22 protein-coding genes and 3 pseudogenes are annotated in these 14,300 nt (G+C 50.6%); 13 read left to right on the top strand and 12 right to left on the bottom strand.

Annotation, left to right across the window (positions count from 1 at the left end):
• The first annotated feature begins 134 nt into the window (after positions 1-134).
• Positions 135-383 (top strand): GlsB/YeaQ/YmgE family stress response membrane protein, encoded by a 249-nt coding sequence (locus D5066_RS01360; protein ID WP_028012758.1) that lies wholly within the window; start codon positions 135-137, stop codon positions 381-383.
• A gap of 129 nt (positions 384-512) precedes the next feature.
• On the opposite strand, the gene D5066_RS01355 is transcribed toward D5066_RS01360, so the two are convergent.
• Together D5066_RS01355 and D5066_RS01350 are read right to left on the bottom strand one after the other, a co-directional pair.
• Entirely contained in the window at positions 513-611 is a 99-nt protein-coding gene (locus D5066_RS01355; protein WP_014883431.1) for a YoaK family small membrane protein, read from the bottom strand.
• A 45-nt stretch (positions 612-656) separates the two neighbouring features.
• The gene (locus D5066_RS01350; RefSeq protein ID WP_080328153.1) at positions 657-1,676 is read right to left on the bottom strand and encodes a sensor domain-containing diguanylate cyclase; all 1,020 of its coding nucleotides are present in this window, start codon (positions 1,674-1,676) and stop codon (positions 657-659) included.
• 310 nt (positions 1,677-1,986) lie between these two features.
• Here D5066_RS01350 and D5066_RS01345 point away from each other — a divergent pair, with 310 nt between their 5' ends.
• Together D5066_RS01345 and D5066_RS01340 are read left to right on the top strand one after the other, a co-directional pair.
• A complete protein-coding gene (locus D5066_RS01345) occupies positions 1,987-2,241 on the top strand; it encodes a putative hemolysin (RefSeq protein WP_119914830.1) in 255 nt (84 codons plus the stop codon).
• Between the two features lie 79 nt (positions 2,242-2,320).
• Positions 2,321-2,626: a nuclear transport factor 2 family protein gene (locus D5066_RS01340; protein WP_080327483.1), complete on the top strand. Its 306-nt coding sequence runs from the start codon at positions 2,321-2,323 to the stop codon at positions 2,624-2,626.
• Here the strand turns inward: D5066_RS01340 and D5066_RS01335 are convergent, their stop codons facing one another.
• Entirely contained in the window at positions 2,627-2,971 is a 345-nt protein-coding gene (locus D5066_RS01335) for a DUF488 domain-containing protein (protein WP_119914829.1), read from the bottom strand.
• A 101-nt stretch (positions 2,972-3,072) separates the two neighbouring features.
• Here D5066_RS01335 and D5066_RS01330 point away from each other — a divergent pair, with 101 nt between their 5' ends.
• Positions 3,073-3,780, top strand: coding sequence for a CTP synthase C-terminal region-related (seleno)protein (locus D5066_RS01330; RefSeq protein WP_119914828.1), 708 nt, complete (start codon positions 3,073-3,075; stop codon positions 3,778-3,780).
• A 30-nt stretch (positions 3,781-3,810) separates the two neighbouring features.
• On the opposite strand, the gene D5066_RS01325 is transcribed toward D5066_RS01330, so the two are convergent.
• On the bottom strand, positions 3,811-4,998 hold the full coding sequence (locus tag D5066_RS01325) for a CynX/NimT family MFS transporter (RefSeq protein ID WP_080327480.1): 1,188 nt from the start codon (positions 4,996-4,998) through the stop codon (positions 3,811-3,813).
• Between the two features lie 99 nt (positions 4,999-5,097).
• On the opposite strand from D5066_RS01325, the gene D5066_RS01320 reads away from it, so the two are divergent.
• Entirely contained in the window at positions 5,098-5,889 is a 792-nt protein-coding gene (locus D5066_RS01320; RefSeq protein ID WP_119914827.1) for an AraC family transcriptional regulator, read from the top strand.
• Here the strand turns inward: D5066_RS01320 and D5066_RS01315 are convergent.
• Complete coding sequence (locus D5066_RS01315) at positions 5,873-6,319, bottom strand: DUF441 domain-containing protein (protein WP_008500737.1); 447 nt, start codon at positions 6,317-6,319, stop codon at positions 5,873-5,875. The two genes, D5066_RS01320 and D5066_RS01315, sit on opposite strands and share 17 nt — an antisense overlap.
• A gap of 145 nt (positions 6,320-6,464) precedes the next feature.
• Here D5066_RS01315 and yoaI point away from each other — a divergent pair, with 145 nt between their 5' ends.
• Positions 6,465-6,569 (top strand): small membrane protein YoaI, encoded by a 105-nt coding sequence (gene yoaI, locus D5066_RS01310; RefSeq protein ID WP_119914826.1) that lies wholly within the window; start codon positions 6,465-6,467, stop codon positions 6,567-6,569.
• A gap of 5 nt (positions 6,570-6,574) precedes the next feature.
• Here yoaI and D5066_RS01305 read toward each other — a convergent pair whose 3' ends face one another.
• The 5 genes and pseudogenes from D5066_RS01305 to D5066_RS01285 form a co-directional block, all read right to left on the bottom strand.
• Entirely contained in the window at positions 6,575-7,081 is a 507-nt protein-coding gene (locus D5066_RS01305; protein ID WP_119914825.1) for a YbaK/prolyl-tRNA synthetase associated domain-containing protein, read from the bottom strand.
• 263 nt (positions 7,082-7,344) lie between these two features.
• Complete coding sequence (locus tag D5066_RS01300; RefSeq protein WP_119914824.1) at positions 7,345-8,487, bottom strand: phage integrase Arm DNA-binding domain-containing protein; 1,143 nt, start codon at positions 8,485-8,487, stop codon at positions 7,345-7,347.
• Positions 8,462-8,725: an excisionase gene (locus tag D5066_RS01295; RefSeq protein WP_062676769.1), complete on the bottom strand. Its 264-nt coding sequence runs from the start codon at positions 8,723-8,725 to the stop codon at positions 8,462-8,464. The genes D5066_RS01300 and D5066_RS01295 overlap by 26 nt, the downstream gene beginning before the upstream one ends.
• Positions 8,726-8,757: 32 nt before the next feature.
• Entirely contained in the window at positions 8,758-9,027 is a 270-nt protein-coding gene (locus D5066_RS01290; protein ID WP_119914823.1) for a hypothetical protein, read from the bottom strand.
• A 2-nt stretch (positions 9,028-9,029) separates the two neighbouring features.
• Positions 9,030-9,242: pseudogene (locus D5066_RS01285) on the bottom strand (chromosome partitioning protein ParB); the annotation flags it as partial.
• Between D5066_RS01285 and D5066_RS01280 the strand changes: the two are divergent.
• The 5 genes and pseudogenes from D5066_RS01280 to D5066_RS01260 all read left to right on the top strand — a co-directional run.
• A pseudogene (locus tag D5066_RS01280) lies at positions 9,236-9,448 on the top strand (baseplate J/gp47 family protein); the annotation flags it as partial. The pseudogenes D5066_RS01285 and D5066_RS01280 sit on opposite strands and share 7 nt — an antisense overlap.
• The gene (locus D5066_RS01275) at positions 9,448-10,035 is read left to right on the top strand and encodes a YmfQ family protein (protein WP_119914821.1); all 588 of its coding nucleotides are present in this window, start codon (positions 9,448-9,450) and stop codon (positions 10,033-10,035) included. The pseudogene D5066_RS01280 and the gene D5066_RS01275, both read left to right, overlap by 1 nt.
• The gene (locus D5066_RS22890) at positions 10,022-11,401 is read left to right on the top strand and encodes a gp53-like domain-containing protein (protein ID WP_165853316.1); all 1,380 of its coding nucleotides are present in this window, start codon (positions 10,022-10,024) and stop codon (positions 11,399-11,401) included. Before D5066_RS01275 ends, D5066_RS22890 begins: the two co-directional genes overlap by 14 nt.
• Before the next feature lie 2 nt (positions 11,402-11,403).
• Positions 11,404-11,670, top strand: coding sequence for a tail fiber assembly protein (locus tag D5066_RS01265; protein WP_119914820.1), 267 nt, complete (start codon positions 11,404-11,406; stop codon positions 11,668-11,670).
• Positions 11,630-11,827 (top strand): annotated as a pseudogene (locus D5066_RS01260) (tail fiber assembly protein); the annotation flags it as partial. The gene D5066_RS01265 and the pseudogene D5066_RS01260, both read left to right, overlap by 41 nt.
• Here the strand turns inward: D5066_RS01260 and D5066_RS01255 are convergent.
• Complete coding sequence (locus tag D5066_RS01255) at positions 11,822-12,934, bottom strand: acyltransferase family protein (RefSeq protein ID WP_119914818.1); 1,113 nt, start codon at positions 12,932-12,934, stop codon at positions 11,822-11,824. The pseudogene D5066_RS01260 and the gene D5066_RS01255 sit on opposite strands and share 6 nt — an antisense overlap.
• 331 nt (positions 12,935-13,265) lie before the next feature.
• The gene (locus D5066_RS01245) at positions 13,266-13,532 is read right to left on the bottom strand and encodes a DinI family protein (RefSeq protein ID WP_119914817.1); all 267 of its coding nucleotides are present in this window, start codon (positions 13,530-13,532) and stop codon (positions 13,266-13,268) included.
• Between the two features lie 86 nt (positions 13,533-13,618).
• Between D5066_RS01245 and D5066_RS22990 the strand changes: the two genes are divergently transcribed.
• Both D5066_RS22990 and D5066_RS01235 read left to right on the top strand, forming a co-directional pair.
• The gene (locus D5066_RS22990; protein ID WP_080327433.1) at positions 13,619-13,858 is read left to right on the top strand and encodes a hypothetical protein; all 240 of its coding nucleotides are present in this window, start codon (positions 13,619-13,621) and stop codon (positions 13,856-13,858) included.
• On the top strand, positions 13,858-14,178 hold the full coding sequence (locus tag D5066_RS01235) for a hypothetical protein (protein WP_119914816.1): 321 nt from the start codon (positions 13,858-13,860) through the stop codon (positions 14,176-14,178). The genes D5066_RS22990 and D5066_RS01235 overlap by 1 nt, the downstream gene beginning before the upstream one ends.
• The last annotated feature ends 122 nt before the right edge of the window (positions 14,179-14,300 follow it).

Raw genomic sequence — 14,300 nt, 5'->3', positions numbered from 1 at the left:
ATGTGGAAGGCTGTTGATGAAGAAACGCGCAGACTCTCTCTGTGAGGGGTATCACAAATTTCCTTTCTCAGATCCTGTGCTATCCTTTTTTGTGTCGTTGATTTAATGACAAAAACCATACAGAGAGGAAAGTTATGGGAATTTTATCCTGGATTATCTTTGGGCTTATTGCGGGTATTCTGGCGAAGTGGATCATGCCGGGCAAAGATGGCGGTGGGTTTATCGTCACCATAATACTGGGTATTGTCGGCGCGGTAGTCGGCGGCTGGATCAGTACGCTGTTCGGTTTTGGTAAGGTCGATGGCTTTAACTTCGGCAGTTTCGCGGTCGCGGTGATCGGCGCGCTGGTTGTGCTGTTTATCTACAGAAAGATCAAAAGCTAAAACCTGAAGCGTTAAAAAAGGCTGCCAGATGGCGGCCTTTTTACGTAGTGGGGGTTACCACCAGCCAAGCTGCGTGCCGGCAAACGCCACGACGGCAACGATCAACATAACGAGCGTCGTTTTTCTCATTTATGCTCCCGGTGCAGCGTAACCACCGACAAAAAACCACGCCAGAAAAACCACCGCCGTTATAAAAATAACGACCGGGAAGAGGATCCCTATTCTCATATCATCACCTGTTTCGGTTTCTGTAACGCCGTAGAGTGTACGGGGTTAATCCATAGTGAGAAAGCGTGTTTTGCTTTTTCCTTTCTTCTCCTGATACATCGCGATGTCCGCGGCGCGTAACGCGCTATCGGGATCCGTTACGCCAGGGTCCACTTCGATCACGCCGAGGCTGGCACCAGGATAGATGATGCTGACGCTGCCCAGCCAGTATTCCCCTGCAATTCGGGCGCTGAGGCGCGTTCTGAGAAGGTTAATTTGCTCCTCATGGTTGGTATTACTCAGCGAGGCCACCAGAAACTCATCGCCGCCCAGCCGGCCGATGATATCGTCCTGCTGTTTTTCGGCGGTCAAACGCTTGCCCACTTCAATCAGGAACTGGTCGCCTGCTTCATGCCCGTATCGATCGTTAATCAGTTTAAAATCATCCAGATCGATAAACGCGATGATGGCATTACGTTTCAGGTGTCGCGCCAGTGAAAACAGAGTGGTCAGATCCTCAAAAATGGCGCGACGGTTGGGTAAACCTGTAAGGGCATCCGTGTAGGAGTGCGCAATAAGCGCCGCATTGGCTTCACGGAGCTGAGTCACCAGAGACTCTTTCTGAATGTACTGACCAATCAACCCGGCGAAGAGTTTTAGCATCTGTTCACCGCGTGTGCTGAGGGGTTTCTTTGCCGTGCTGGTGGCGCAGAGCGTGCCGTAAAGCGAACCGTCAGCAAGATGGACAGGGATGCTCATGTAAGTGGTAATGCCGAGCGCTTTCGCCGCTTCGCACTCAGGCCAGCGTTCGGGAACATCGTTACTGAATAGGGTTTCGCTATCCAGCGCGCGCTTACACAGCGTCTCATCCCATGGCACGCTCAGCCCTTCCGGGATCGTCATCTGCTTGCTGTTGCGGGCATAGAGGATGTGCTGCAGCCGTGCTTTGATATCCACCTTCGTCAGGTAGGTCGACTCCATGTCGGTGACGATCTCCAGCATTTCCAGCAGCTGACGAACGAGACTTTCCAGGGATTGTTCAGTGGCGAGGGTTTCTGAAACACGGGCAAGGATAATATCCGACATGACGTAGATTGACTCCCACGCAGAAGACGTCTGCATCTGCATGTTATGCTGAATTTTTAGACTTCAGGCATAGTAAAACATGAATAGGGGAAATTTAATATACGCAGAGGGAAGAGGGGCGGGCGGGAAAAAAAGCCCCGACGTTGAGGCCGGGGCAAAGACATCTTGATTACGGAATGATGTTCTCTGGTCAAATCGAGAACAGACAACACGTTAGCGATAAAAAGTGCAGTTAAAATGGAGAAATCATGGAGAAAGTGGCGGCGAGCCGTTACCCTTAGGCAAAGATGATGTCAAAAGGATCAATGAGATGAGAGTTCTGCTTCTTGCGCTGGCGCTCCCGCTGGTGGCCTGCACCGCAAAAACAACGCCACCGGATGCGCCGAAACCACCGCATACCGTGGGGATGGCAAACCCGGCTTCCGTTTACTGCCTGGAAAAAGGCGGAGAACAGATCCCCGTTCAAAGCCCGCAGGGTGTCCGTACCGAGTGCAAACTGCCCGGTGGCGAAGTGATCGACGAATGGACGCTCTATCGTCGCGATCATCCGCAACCAGCCAGGTGACAGAGGGATAGTGCTGCGATACACTTCTCTTTAGGATTATTCTTAGCCAGTTTCTGGCTACCGTTACCGCGAGAGAAGTATGTTTCAGCTTAAACCGGGCAGCGTGGCGATGATCGTCGGTGCCCGCACGGCGTCAGGCCGTCGCAATATTGGTAAATCTGTTGAGCTGTTTGGCCTCTGCCAGCCCGGCCAGCGTTTCGTTAACCCGGTCAATGGCGTGATGACGCAGTTACCTGAAAGCGCGGACCGCGCGCTCTGGCTGGTGACCGGTGATGTTTACGCCTTTGACAATCAGCACGGCTTTGCGTTTGTTCGCGCCGAACATCTGATGCCGCTCACCCCGGACGACGCCCCGCAAATCCAGGATGAGCTGACGGTCGGCTGATCACAGATGGCGCAGCCAGTCGGCTAAGACCAGAGCGTGATTTTGCTCCTTATCTTTCGCACCGTAGAGCAGAGTTAAGGTCTGCTTTTTTGCCAGTGCTGCCAGACGCTGCCCCTCATCCTTATGCTGCGCCAGCTCTTCCTTGTAGGCTTTAGTGAAGGCCGTGAAATCAATGGCTTCGCTATGAAAATCCTTGCGTAACGCACTGGATGGTGTGAGCGTTTTACACCATTCGTCATACGCGAGGTCCGTTTTTTTAACCCCCCGGGGCCAGAGCCTGTCCACCAGAACCCGATACCCATCGTCCGGGCTTGCCTGCTCATAGACGCGTTTGCACTGAATCATATTTCCATCCTCCTGATTTAAAGTATTGTGATAATTGCAGAAGATCGGTAGTCTGAGGTTCCTTATGTTATCTGATAATACTCTGGCATAAGGAACCTTTCATGGAACACCTCCCGGTTAAAACGACGCTGCGCATTGCGCTGGTTGGCGACTACAATCCTGACGTTACTGCACACAAGGCGATCCCGCTGGCTATTGATGACGCCGCGGCAGTTCTTGACCTCACCGCTGATTATGACTGGCTTGCGACCACGGAGTTGACCAGCCCGGAAGATCTGGTGGGCTACGATGCCATCTGGCTGGTTCCTGCAAGTCCCTATAAAAACACCGAAGCGGCCTTTATCGCCGCACGCTACGCCCGCGAAAACAGCATTCCTTTCCTGGGGACCTGCGGGGGATTCCAGCATGCGTTGATTGAGTATGCCCGCAACGTGCTGGGCTGGAGCGACGCGGCTCACGCTGAGACGGATACCGAAGGCACGATGGTGATTGCGCCGCTGACCTGCTCGCTGGTAGAAAAAACCGATGCCATTGAACTGCGGAGTAATACGCTGATCGCGAAAGCCTACGGCAAGCCGGAAATTGAAGAGGGCTATCACTGTAACTATGGCGTGTCGGCGACGTTTGCGCAGGAGCTGGAAAGCGGAGATATGCGGGTGACCGGCTGGGACGACCAGGGGGAAATTCGCGCGGCGGAACTGGTTACTCACCCGTTCTTTGTCATCACCTTATTCCAGCATGAGCGTGCTGCGCTGGCAGGCCGCCCGGTCGTACTAGTGCAGGCGATGCTGCGTGCAGCGCGCGGATAAAAAGGCAGACCCCGTGGTCTGCCACTGTGTTTAACGAGGCGCGATCTCCCGGTCGCGCCCGGCAAGGACGCCGCAGACGGCCATGACGACAGCGACCAGCGCGCAGGCGAGAAGCGGGATCCGCCAGTCTCCTGCCGAATCGTGGATTTTGCCCATCAGCGGGGGGCCGCAGGCAGCGAGCAGGTAGCCTATGGACTGCGCCATGCCGGACAACGCCGCCGCCTGATGTGCAGAGCTGGCGCGCAGACCGATGAACGTCAGGCCAAGGATCATCGTTGCCCCGGAGCCAAAGCCAAACACCAGCGTCCACATCACCGCCAGATCTGGCATAAACCACAGCCCGGCCGCGCTGACCGCGCACATCATCGCCACCGCACCGGCGATGGTTCGCTGATCTTTCAGACGCTGAAGGACCAGCGGAACGGCCAGACCCGGCACCGCCGTCGCCAGCTGTAAAAGTCCATGCACCGAGCCAGCCTGCGCTTCACTGAAGCCATGGCTAAGCAAAATGGCCGGCAGCCAGCCGATAATAACGTAGTAAATCAGCGAATTTATCCCCAGAAAGAGCGTCACCTGCCAGGCGAGGGCCGAGCGCCAGATCGCGCGGTTATGCAGCGCGCCAGCGCCCGTTACCGTCGCAACGTGTTTCTGTCGCCACTGGGGCAGCCAGAGCAGCAGGGCAATCAGCGGAAACACCATCAGCATCAGCAGCGCGCCATGCCACCCCGCATTACCCTGCGCCAGCGGAACGATCAGCGCCGAGCCCAGGGCGGCAGCGGCGCCCATGGTCAGGGAATAGGCGCCCGTCAGCCTGGCAACCTGACCCGGAAAATCCCGCTTAATCAAGCCGGGCAACAGCACGTTCCCGAGCGCGATCCCGCAGCCGATGACCGCCGTTCCGATGAACAACAGAGCCGCGGACGGCAGAGAGCGAAGCGCAATCCCGGCGCAAATCAGCAGCAGGGCGATAAACAGGCTGCGCTCCATGCCGATACGCCGGGCCACGCCCGCGGCAAGCGGGGAGATAAGGGCGAAAGCCAGCAGGGGCAGGGTGGTCAGCAGACCGGTTTGCGCGGTGCTTAAGCCATAATCAAGGCGAATGGTATCAAGCAGCGGGGCTGCCCCGGTAAAGGTGACGCGAAGCGTGGTGGCAATCATCAGGATGCCTGCAATCAACAGCGCGCCGTGTTTTCCTGAGGTGCGAATAGCAGTAGTCATTATGTTCTCATACGTTCAAGCGAGCGCACACAATACCGATTTTCTCAGCGGTTGAAATCAGGCTAAAATGACAGTTTATCGCTAATATCGGACAACCTGATGATTGGTCTGGGACTGGAGGGCTACGATCCTGATAGCCAGCACGCTGCGGCCGTCGCCTTTCGCATCCGCGTGGTGGCGGAGGAGCAATATATTCCCGTGCATCATCACCGTAAGGGGCAGCTGATTCTGGCGCTCGGCGGCGCCATCACCTGCGAAGTGGAAAATGCCATGCTGATGGTACCGCCCCAGTACGCCGTCTGGATCCCGGGCCAAATGCCACACAGCAACAGGGCTACGCCGGGCGCGCAGCTCTGCTTTTTATTCATTGAACCGGGGGCGGCAAGCTTGCCCGAGCGCTGCTGCACTCTGAAAATTTCTCCTCTGGTACGAGAGCTGATTTTATCCCTGGCGGAGAAATCGCACGAGCAGCGTCACCTTGCGGCCACGTCGCGCCTGGTGGACGTCCTGTTTGACGAGCTGCCGCTCCAGCGCCAGGAGCATCTGCAGCTACCCGTCTCGCCCCATCCCAAAATCCGGCTGATGAGCGAGAGGATGGCGGAAGAGCCCGCCGCCTGGCAGACGCTGGCGCAATGGGCGAGCCATTTCGCAATGAGTGAGCGCAACCTGGCGCGGCTGGTGGTGAAAGAGACCGGTTTAAGCTTTCGCCGCTGGCGTCACCAGCTTCAGCTGATCGTGGCGTTACAGCATTTGATTAGCGGAAAATCGGTGCAGCAGGTGGCACAGTCACTGGGCTATGACTCTACCACCGCGTTCATCACCATGTTCAAAAAGGGGCTGGGTCAGACACCGGCGCGTTACATGGCCAGCCTGACTACGACTTCCCGATAAACAGCGAGACAAGGCCTGCCGCAATCAGCGGGCCTACCGGCACACCGCGGAATAGCGCCACGCCGAGCACCGTACCCACCAGCAGGCCCGCCACCAGCGAGGGCTGGCTGCTCATCAGCGTAACGCCGCGTCCGCCCAGCCAGGAAACAAAAATACCTACCGCGATTGCCACCAGCGATTTCCAGTTCACAAACGAGTGGAGCAGCGTTGAGGCGGGAAGGGTGCCGCTGGCGATGGGGGCCATCACCCCGATGGTTAAAATGATGATCCCGATGGTGAGGCCTTGTTTTTCTATCCACGGGAAAAAGGTGTTTAACGGGGTCACGCGCACAATAATCAGCACCAGAATCGAGATAGCGACGGTGGTGTTGTGGCTGATAAACCCGAGCGCGGCGAGCGCCAGAAGAATGAGCAGAGTAGGGTCAAACATAGGGAATCCTTGCCAGAATAATTAACCTGCTTACTGTACGCGCAAACGTGGCGGAGGACAGCGTTTAAAAGATTTTATCGCTGTCATTACCCTGTCATTTACGCGGATTAAAACGAAGGCAGATATCGCACAAGGGATCGCCATCATGAACGATCACATGTTTGTTGAAACGCTGATTATCTCCTCATCGTTTTTCGCTATTGCCGTGATTCTCATCGCCTCCGTGCTGTTTCTGGAAAGACGAGGCTAGCGCCGTCACGACGACGCTTTATGGAAGTTTACAAGCTCAGGACGGGCGATGCGCAGGTAATCCTGGGTGTCCATAATCACGGATTTCTCCAGTAAACCGGCGTTAAAGGCAATTTCGTCGAAACGCTCGAACAGCAGCGGGTCGGCCACCAGTGCCAAATCAGGATGGAAGCTAAAGGGCGGGATCGCGCCGAAAACGCAGGCCGTAAGGGTATCGACTTCGGCCGGGCTGGCGAGGGAGGCTTTCAGACCACCAAAGTGGCTGGCAAGCTGGCTCAGATCGGCCTGCAGGTCGGCGGCCAGAATCGCCAGTACGTGTTTTTTTACGCCGTTTCCCTTCACCTTGCAGACCAGCGCTTTTGCGCCCTGGCGCAGATCGGTTCCACGAATTTCACTTACCGCCTCGCATTTCCCGATCGCTTCGTGCTCCATGACGCGAAAACGCGCGCCCTGCTCGGTGAGTAAGGTAATCAGTTGTTGGTGGGTACTTGTCCCAGTTACGTCGTAAGTCATCACGATTTCCCCGATGATCGTCCAGTATGCAACTTGCTACATTAGCACGGGATGAACGGGGTCGGAAGAAAACAGCCAGCGCGTTCGCTGGCTGTAGTATTAGGCGTTGCTGGTAGTGGATTGCTTGTGGAGCAATTCACAGCATTATAACTCTATGTAATATATTAAGAAATTTTCTTCCCCAAATCATCCCCAAAAACACTCCCCAAAACGTATACCGCATTAATCGGAAATCAGGGAACCTCTCTGGTTCATCCATCACTTTAAATAACTATTTTTTTCCATTCCAAACCGCGATCATCTCCATACATAGCGCTCATAGCTTCTGTCTTATGGCCAAGCAATGTTTTTACATCTATACCCTGGGCTTCATAGGTTCTTGATGAAAGGGATCTCTGCTCATGGAAAGGTGGCAAGGCGGTACAATCCTTTGGCCACACGATATTCGCTTTGTCTCTCGCTTCCTTAAAATACTTAGATATTGTTTTTTCAGGTACGTGTGAGCCAGCCTTACCATAGGCGTGATGTTTAACGTGGTGGATTAGATATGGGCTTACAACTCTGTCCCGACACTTGCTTATGACATCAGATAATGTCAGGCCAATGGCGTCGCATCTTAAATTCAACGGAATAGCTAACTTCACGCCTGTTTTGTTCTGAGTTATATGAAGGTGATTATCCCAGATGTCGCTGAACTTCATCGACACTATGTCTCCAATACGCTGGCCCGTTACCAGAGCCAGAAGCATGGAGTTCTGAGCACATGGAGGCATTGATCCAGCGCTTTCATAAATTAACTTCCATTGTTCGATGCTCAGTCTGCTTCTCTTCACCTTAGCAATCGGGTTCTTCACTGCTAAAGCAGGGTTATAACCTGGGTCAACCTCACCAGCGTGCTGTGCCTCTTTAAATACGTCGTTCAGAACGCTTCGCACAAGCTGACCCATTCTGTGTTTACCTTCAGATTTATATTCATCAATAATTGTTGCAATTAGTTTTGTGTCTACATCCTTCAGGCGTATATTAGGAGCCCTGTCAGCAAGAACTTGAGCACATATTCTTCTTGCTTTAACAGTCGGTTTTTTTATCTCACCATCACACATCCTTTCCATCTGAATATCTACGTATCTTTTTATCCAGTCTGCAACACGAATTCCTTGTTCTTTCTTTTCTGAACTCTTCATGGCCAAATCAATCAGTGTGAAAGATTGCCGTGTTTCCTGCTCAGAGGTTATCCGATTCAACTCAGTAGCAGCGGCCTTTGCGGCCTCTTCATCAGTTCCGAAACCTATAAAAGTTCCAGTGACAGGATGGCGATATTGCCAGTAAATTCTTGATGTACGTTTATCCAACTTGCAATAAAGGTTTGGTATTTTAACGTTATGCTTTCTGGGGCGAGCTGCCATTTATCGCTTTCTCCACTAACTGGCGAGCCTTGTCTGATAACGATGATGAAATATCAACATTGCCTACCATGCCAATAAAACGAGCGTCCTCATCTATAACCCAGCGTCGACCTTGCTTTAAAGCTGGCGGGAAAGTTTGCTTGGTCTTGGCTATTTTGTTTAATGCTGAGTTGCTTAATGGATATTTGAACCCATTAGGACCCGACGCCCACTCATGAAGTGTAACTAACTGCCCCATACGTTGATCTCCACTCAACCGGCTGCACCCGGCTATCTCTTATAGAAAATGCAAGATGAGCAGCCACCACGAAGCCCATCATTGCAGGTACGACATCTTTTTGTTTCGGTATAATAGAGCTGGTGGGCCATATCCTTTGGAATGAGAACCGGCATCGGCACGTGGATGACCAGCTTTTTGAGCCTGTCGATTTCCCCGGCCAGCTCGAGAATGCGGCGATTACCGTATTCCGCCTCTTCGCGCCACCAGGCCACATCCGCTTTAAGGCGGCGCATGCGCCGCTGTTTGAGTTTGCTGGCCATGGTTATTTACCGAATATCCATTGATTGCCAGCATGGGCTTGAAACTTAACTGAGGTATCTGGCAGCAGTAGTTCCTGCACTACCTCTCCGGTTTCGACAAAGTAATAATTGCTGTCAGTGACATTGTTAATAAATAAACCCTGTCGTTCAGCATCACTAAGCCCACCAATTATTTTCATGACTTTTTTACCAACCGGACGATAGTCAGGCTCTAACCGCGGAGCTGAATTCACTGATGCTGCGTGACGGAGTTCCTGACGGAAAAGTGTACCTGTCACGCATCAGCGAAGCGATAAGCCTGGCAACAGGTGAGGTTGCTCACCAGCTGCGTGCGCCGGTTGCAGACATTGCGCTGGGATCTACCGAACTGCCCGTTGTTGGCACCATCACCTGGGCAACCTATACGGAGGTGAGCAGCTGATGGCAATGCAGGATGAATATGAGCAGCTGCTCTACAGGCTGCTTCCGTCTGGCCCGGCATGGGAGGGGGAGATCCCGTTAATTGAAGGCCTTGCCCCGTCGCTTACGCGCGTGCATCAGCGTGCCGATGCGCTGATGAAGGAAATCGACCCTGCGCAGACAACAGAGCTGATTGACCGCTATGAAACAGTCTACGGCCTGCCGGACTCCTGCACGCCGGACGGGGTGCAGTCGCTGGTCCAGCGCCAACAGCGCCTGGATGCAAAGGCCAACGTGGCGGGCGGTATCAACGAGCAGTTCTACCGTAACCAGCTTGACGCGCTGGGTTATACCACCGCGACGATCGAACAGTTTCAGAACCTCGACAGCACGCCGGACCCTGAATGGGGGGAATTCTGGCGCTATTACTGGCGTGTGAATATTCCGGCTGACGCCAACGTTAACTGGCAGACCTGCACCAGTGCGTGCAACTCCGCAATCAGAACCTGGGGCGACACTGTCGCTGAATGCGTAATAGAAAAACTTGCGCCGTCACATACTGTCGTCGTTTTTGCTTACCCGGAAGGAACAGACAATGCATCGAATTGATACACCCACGGCCCAGGCCGATAAATTTGGTCAGGGCAAAAATGGTTTTACAAATGGTGATCCGGCCACCGGCCGCCGAGCAACAGACCTCAACAGCGACATGTGGGATGCCGTTCAGGAGGAGATCTGCACGGCTATAGAGTCAGCAGGGCTGACACTGGATAAAACAAAACATGATCAGCTGTATCAGGCCATCGTTGAACTCATTACTGACCGCGTACCTGATGCGCTTATACGCAGCAATAATCTTTCTGATTTAGTTGATGAGGCTAAAGCAAGATTAAATCTGGGACTTGGAACTGCTGCTATTTGTGATACAGGAATAAACCCAGGTAATGTGATGAAAGTTGGGGCGGGTGGGTTGTTAGGAGGAACCTACTCCAGCGGTACCGCTGACGGGACTTCAATCGGTGAACGTGCGGCAACAGGATGCCAGTTTATGCGGGCGTTTCAGGCTCCGGATGCACCTGATCAGGTCAGCTACTGGCAAATTCTTACGCTTACGGAGGTAGTGAGCAAAACATCTATTGTTGATGTGCTGGCAATCAGTGGCAACAACGTATTGTTTGGTCACGGCACAGGTGCAGGAATTACTTCCTGGCGTCACGCGGCAATGTTGGAGGGTGCAGAATTCACTGGTGAAATTACTGCTCCAACGGTCCGGGCTGGAGCTTCTGTCTCGGTGGGGGATGGTTCTGGTGGATTCGTAACGGGTAATTTTGATGGAGCTGGATTCGATGGCAATAACCTTAACATTAAGTCATGGAATGGTATTGGTTTTCAGTGTTCTGCAGACGGAGTCATCAGGGCATACGTCAGCACGAGACTCGGCACTATAGGAGCATCGGAAAAGTTAACTGCCGGAAGTTCGATATTTAATAAAAATGGTGATGTTTACGGAGATATCTGGAATATAGGCTCAGGGCCTGGCTGGATAAGTGCGTATCTGTCAGAAAAATTCCCGACAAAGAATGATGTTAGTGTGGCTCTTACAGGAAAGCCAGGTCGTCAATACATCACTCAGGTAGGTGTTTATAATAATGACAAATCCAAGCCCTTCATGCTCCATGACGATAATTCAGGGATATTTTTAGCTACATTAGGGATGTTACCAACAGCAGGCTTAGGAGGGAATGGTTGGCACAAGGATAATGCTACAGGACTTATTACTCAATGGGGTTCTGGTACAACTGTAAATAATTATGTTGCATTTCCTGTATCATTCCCAAACATTTGCGCCTCAGTTCAGGTTACAGATGCTGGCAATGGTAGGGCGGTCTACTCAGCAAGCAGCTCAACAACTGGCATGACTGTTTATACATCTGGTTCAAACCCCGTATACTCTTGGTTAGCAATAGGATATTAAAGATGGGAATATATTTCAGCCCTGCTGCATTGGCTTTCTATGATGGTCAGTTGAAGGATGTCTATGTAAAATCCGGCGCATGGCCTAGTGATATAATTGAAATTTCTGAAGAGAAATATAAATCGCTGTTAACAGGACAATCAGCGGGTAAGGTCATCTCCATTGATGAACAAGGCAATCCGATGTTAGTTTCACCGCCTCCTTTATCACAAGAAGAATGCATTACTAGAGCAGCACAACAAAAAAAATTCACTTATGGATATTGCTAGCAAAGCTATTGCACCCTTGCAAGATGCAGTTGATTTAGGTATAGCAACAGATGAAGAAGAAACCTTGTTATTAAAATGGAAATCATACCGCATTCAGTTAAATCGCACTGAATTAAATATCGCGCCTGATATACAATGGCCTGTAGCCCCTTCATAGGGGCTTTGGCTGGCTAGACTTCCGAATGAAAAGTGATTCAAGTTTGTTCTTTGTGTACCTAGACAAACGAATCTCTAAATATCTATACGAGATGTGCGCTACAATAACAGCTGTTAGCAGCATGACAATTACGCCAAATGCACTATGCATTACATCAGGGAAATATTTCTCAATTTTTTTTGATAAAAAACTAGCAAGTGGGTTATGTATTAGATACAAAGAGAACGATATGTTCCCAAGATATACAAGAAAACTCAGCCAACGTGATTGAAAATACTTTTCGCATAAAGTGAGTGTCAGCACTAGTATCGAAAACGCAAGTCCAGAAAGTAAACTATACATAGTTAGTAAATTTGTTCCAATACCAATCACTATTAGTATGGAGATTATTGAAATAACTAAGATGTTAGGAGTGTAGTTTTTTTTGGTTAAGCGTAAATACAAAGAGCCAGCAACAACCCCCATTCCGAACTCAAGTAGAATCGGATTGGTTAAGAACTCAATAAACACATTGCTAAAAGCATATCCTTTTGTTGAAAAGGATATGCTTTCGCCTGTAATAAAACAAATAGCGATTGGAGCGGCGAACCATAAAATCAGAGGGATGTGTTTTTTTACAAAAAGGAGTGATACGGAAAATGCAAGATAAAAATAAATTTCATAGCTTAATGTCCAGCGAACATTAAATAACCCATCACTAAGGATGTACATTGGCGCAGTATCATGCATATAAGGGGTGAAAGTTAATGCACTTATAAAATTTATAACCTTTTCATCATAATGGAATGTACTCATTGCCCCATTTGTAAGAAAGGCTATAAGTAAAATTACATAATATACGGGTAATATTCTACTTAACCTGTTAATTATGAATTTCTTGCTTTCAGAGAAACCAGAACTATAATCTTTGGTAACTACAATCATAATGAAGCCGCTGATAACGAAAAATAAATCAACCCCAATACCTCCCCATGCAAACGGTCGTGCGGCTGCTGACCCATTAGCAAGGGGAAGGTAAAATCCATAATGATAAAGAACTACAGATAACGCAGCCAGACCGCGTAAAATTTGAATGGAGTTTAGAATTCTGTTTGGTTTTATATTCATTGCTTAATCCATGCGCCTTGGGTCCGTGCAATTTAAAAAATTTTTAACAATCTCTTACTGTCCTAATGCTAACTGAGCAGCCTCGCTATATGCAATAGCGGGCTGCCCTGCGTGGTTAAGGTTGCAGCCAGCGATCACGTGCGTGCCTTGCTATGGCTATCATTTCCTGTATTTCGCCGAGCGTGAATTTTTCCGCTTCATCGCACGGCATAACCTTGTAGCCGGAGCGGATCACATACTCAAGGCATAAATCTTAGTTCCCGGTCTTAAGAAGGGGGTAGTCGCCGCTGGTCGTATGCATGAACGCGCGGCGTTATTCTCTGATAAAAATTTAAATCCCAACCTGGCGAACTGTTGGGAACTCAGATACCAGCCACATATCGGACTCTTCAAACATTTCCTCCAGCATGCGGTTCAGTTTTTCACGATCGCTTTTGCTTGCATCGCTATTCAGGCCGTTTGCCTGCATCGGCTTCACCTTCACTTCGGCACTAGGGAAAATCTGGTGCACCCGCTTCGTCAGCTCGGCCAGTATGATCTCTCTGGCCCCTTCGAGCCCCGCAACATTACGCTTGTCATATACCAGTTCAACAAACATCACTATCCCTCCTGCCCAACTTGATCTGTACTTACAAAAATACTACTGTATATGCATACAGTCAATAATCCAGTGAGGGCGCTCTTATGCCTCGTCAACCTGATATACGTGCAGCCTTTTTAGCGGCCATACAACAGAACCCCAAGGGATATCTTTGTTTGAACACAGACAGATTTATCACTGAATTACGCGTTAGGAATTGGCATTTCAGTCAGGCAGATGCCAATACATGGATTGAGAGATACCAGCCAGATTTTGCTGATAAGACGACGGATGGTAGCGATAACCGTTACTGGATCTTGCGTAATATGGGGAGGATTTTCTGATGGGCTTTCCTTCACCGGCTATGGATTACCAGGAACAGCGGTTAAGCATAGATCTGCTATGCGGAATTGACGGGAACTGCAGGGTAATAGAAACATCCTGTGGCTGGGCTGTGATTAACATTGCTCTTAGGCCAGAGCAGGGAGATACGCTACTGGTAAGAATGGATAACAGGAACGAGTTTGCAAAGCTTTACGGGGCAGCATTGATAACTGAAGATGGTGAAGCGATAGAAGGCGACGCGCTGGATGATGTAACTGTATACGGCGTACTGACTCACACCCTTAACATTATAGGGGAGGACAAGTTACCCACTATCTAACCGGATAACCACTAAACTGCCTTCCCCAAAATAAAAACTAAAGCAATGAAAATTATGGAGAATTTTAAACGTGAAAACTATAGTTAATCAGCCAGTAAAACAAAGCTAACTGGCTGATTAAC

It is taken from the genome of Enterobacter chuandaensis (genome assembly GCF_003594915.1).
Classification (GTDB): Bacteria; Pseudomonadota; Gammaproteobacteria; order Enterobacterales; family Enterobacteriaceae; genus Enterobacter; species Enterobacter chuandaensis.
This window is presented reverse-complemented; position numbering and strand designations above follow the sequence as displayed.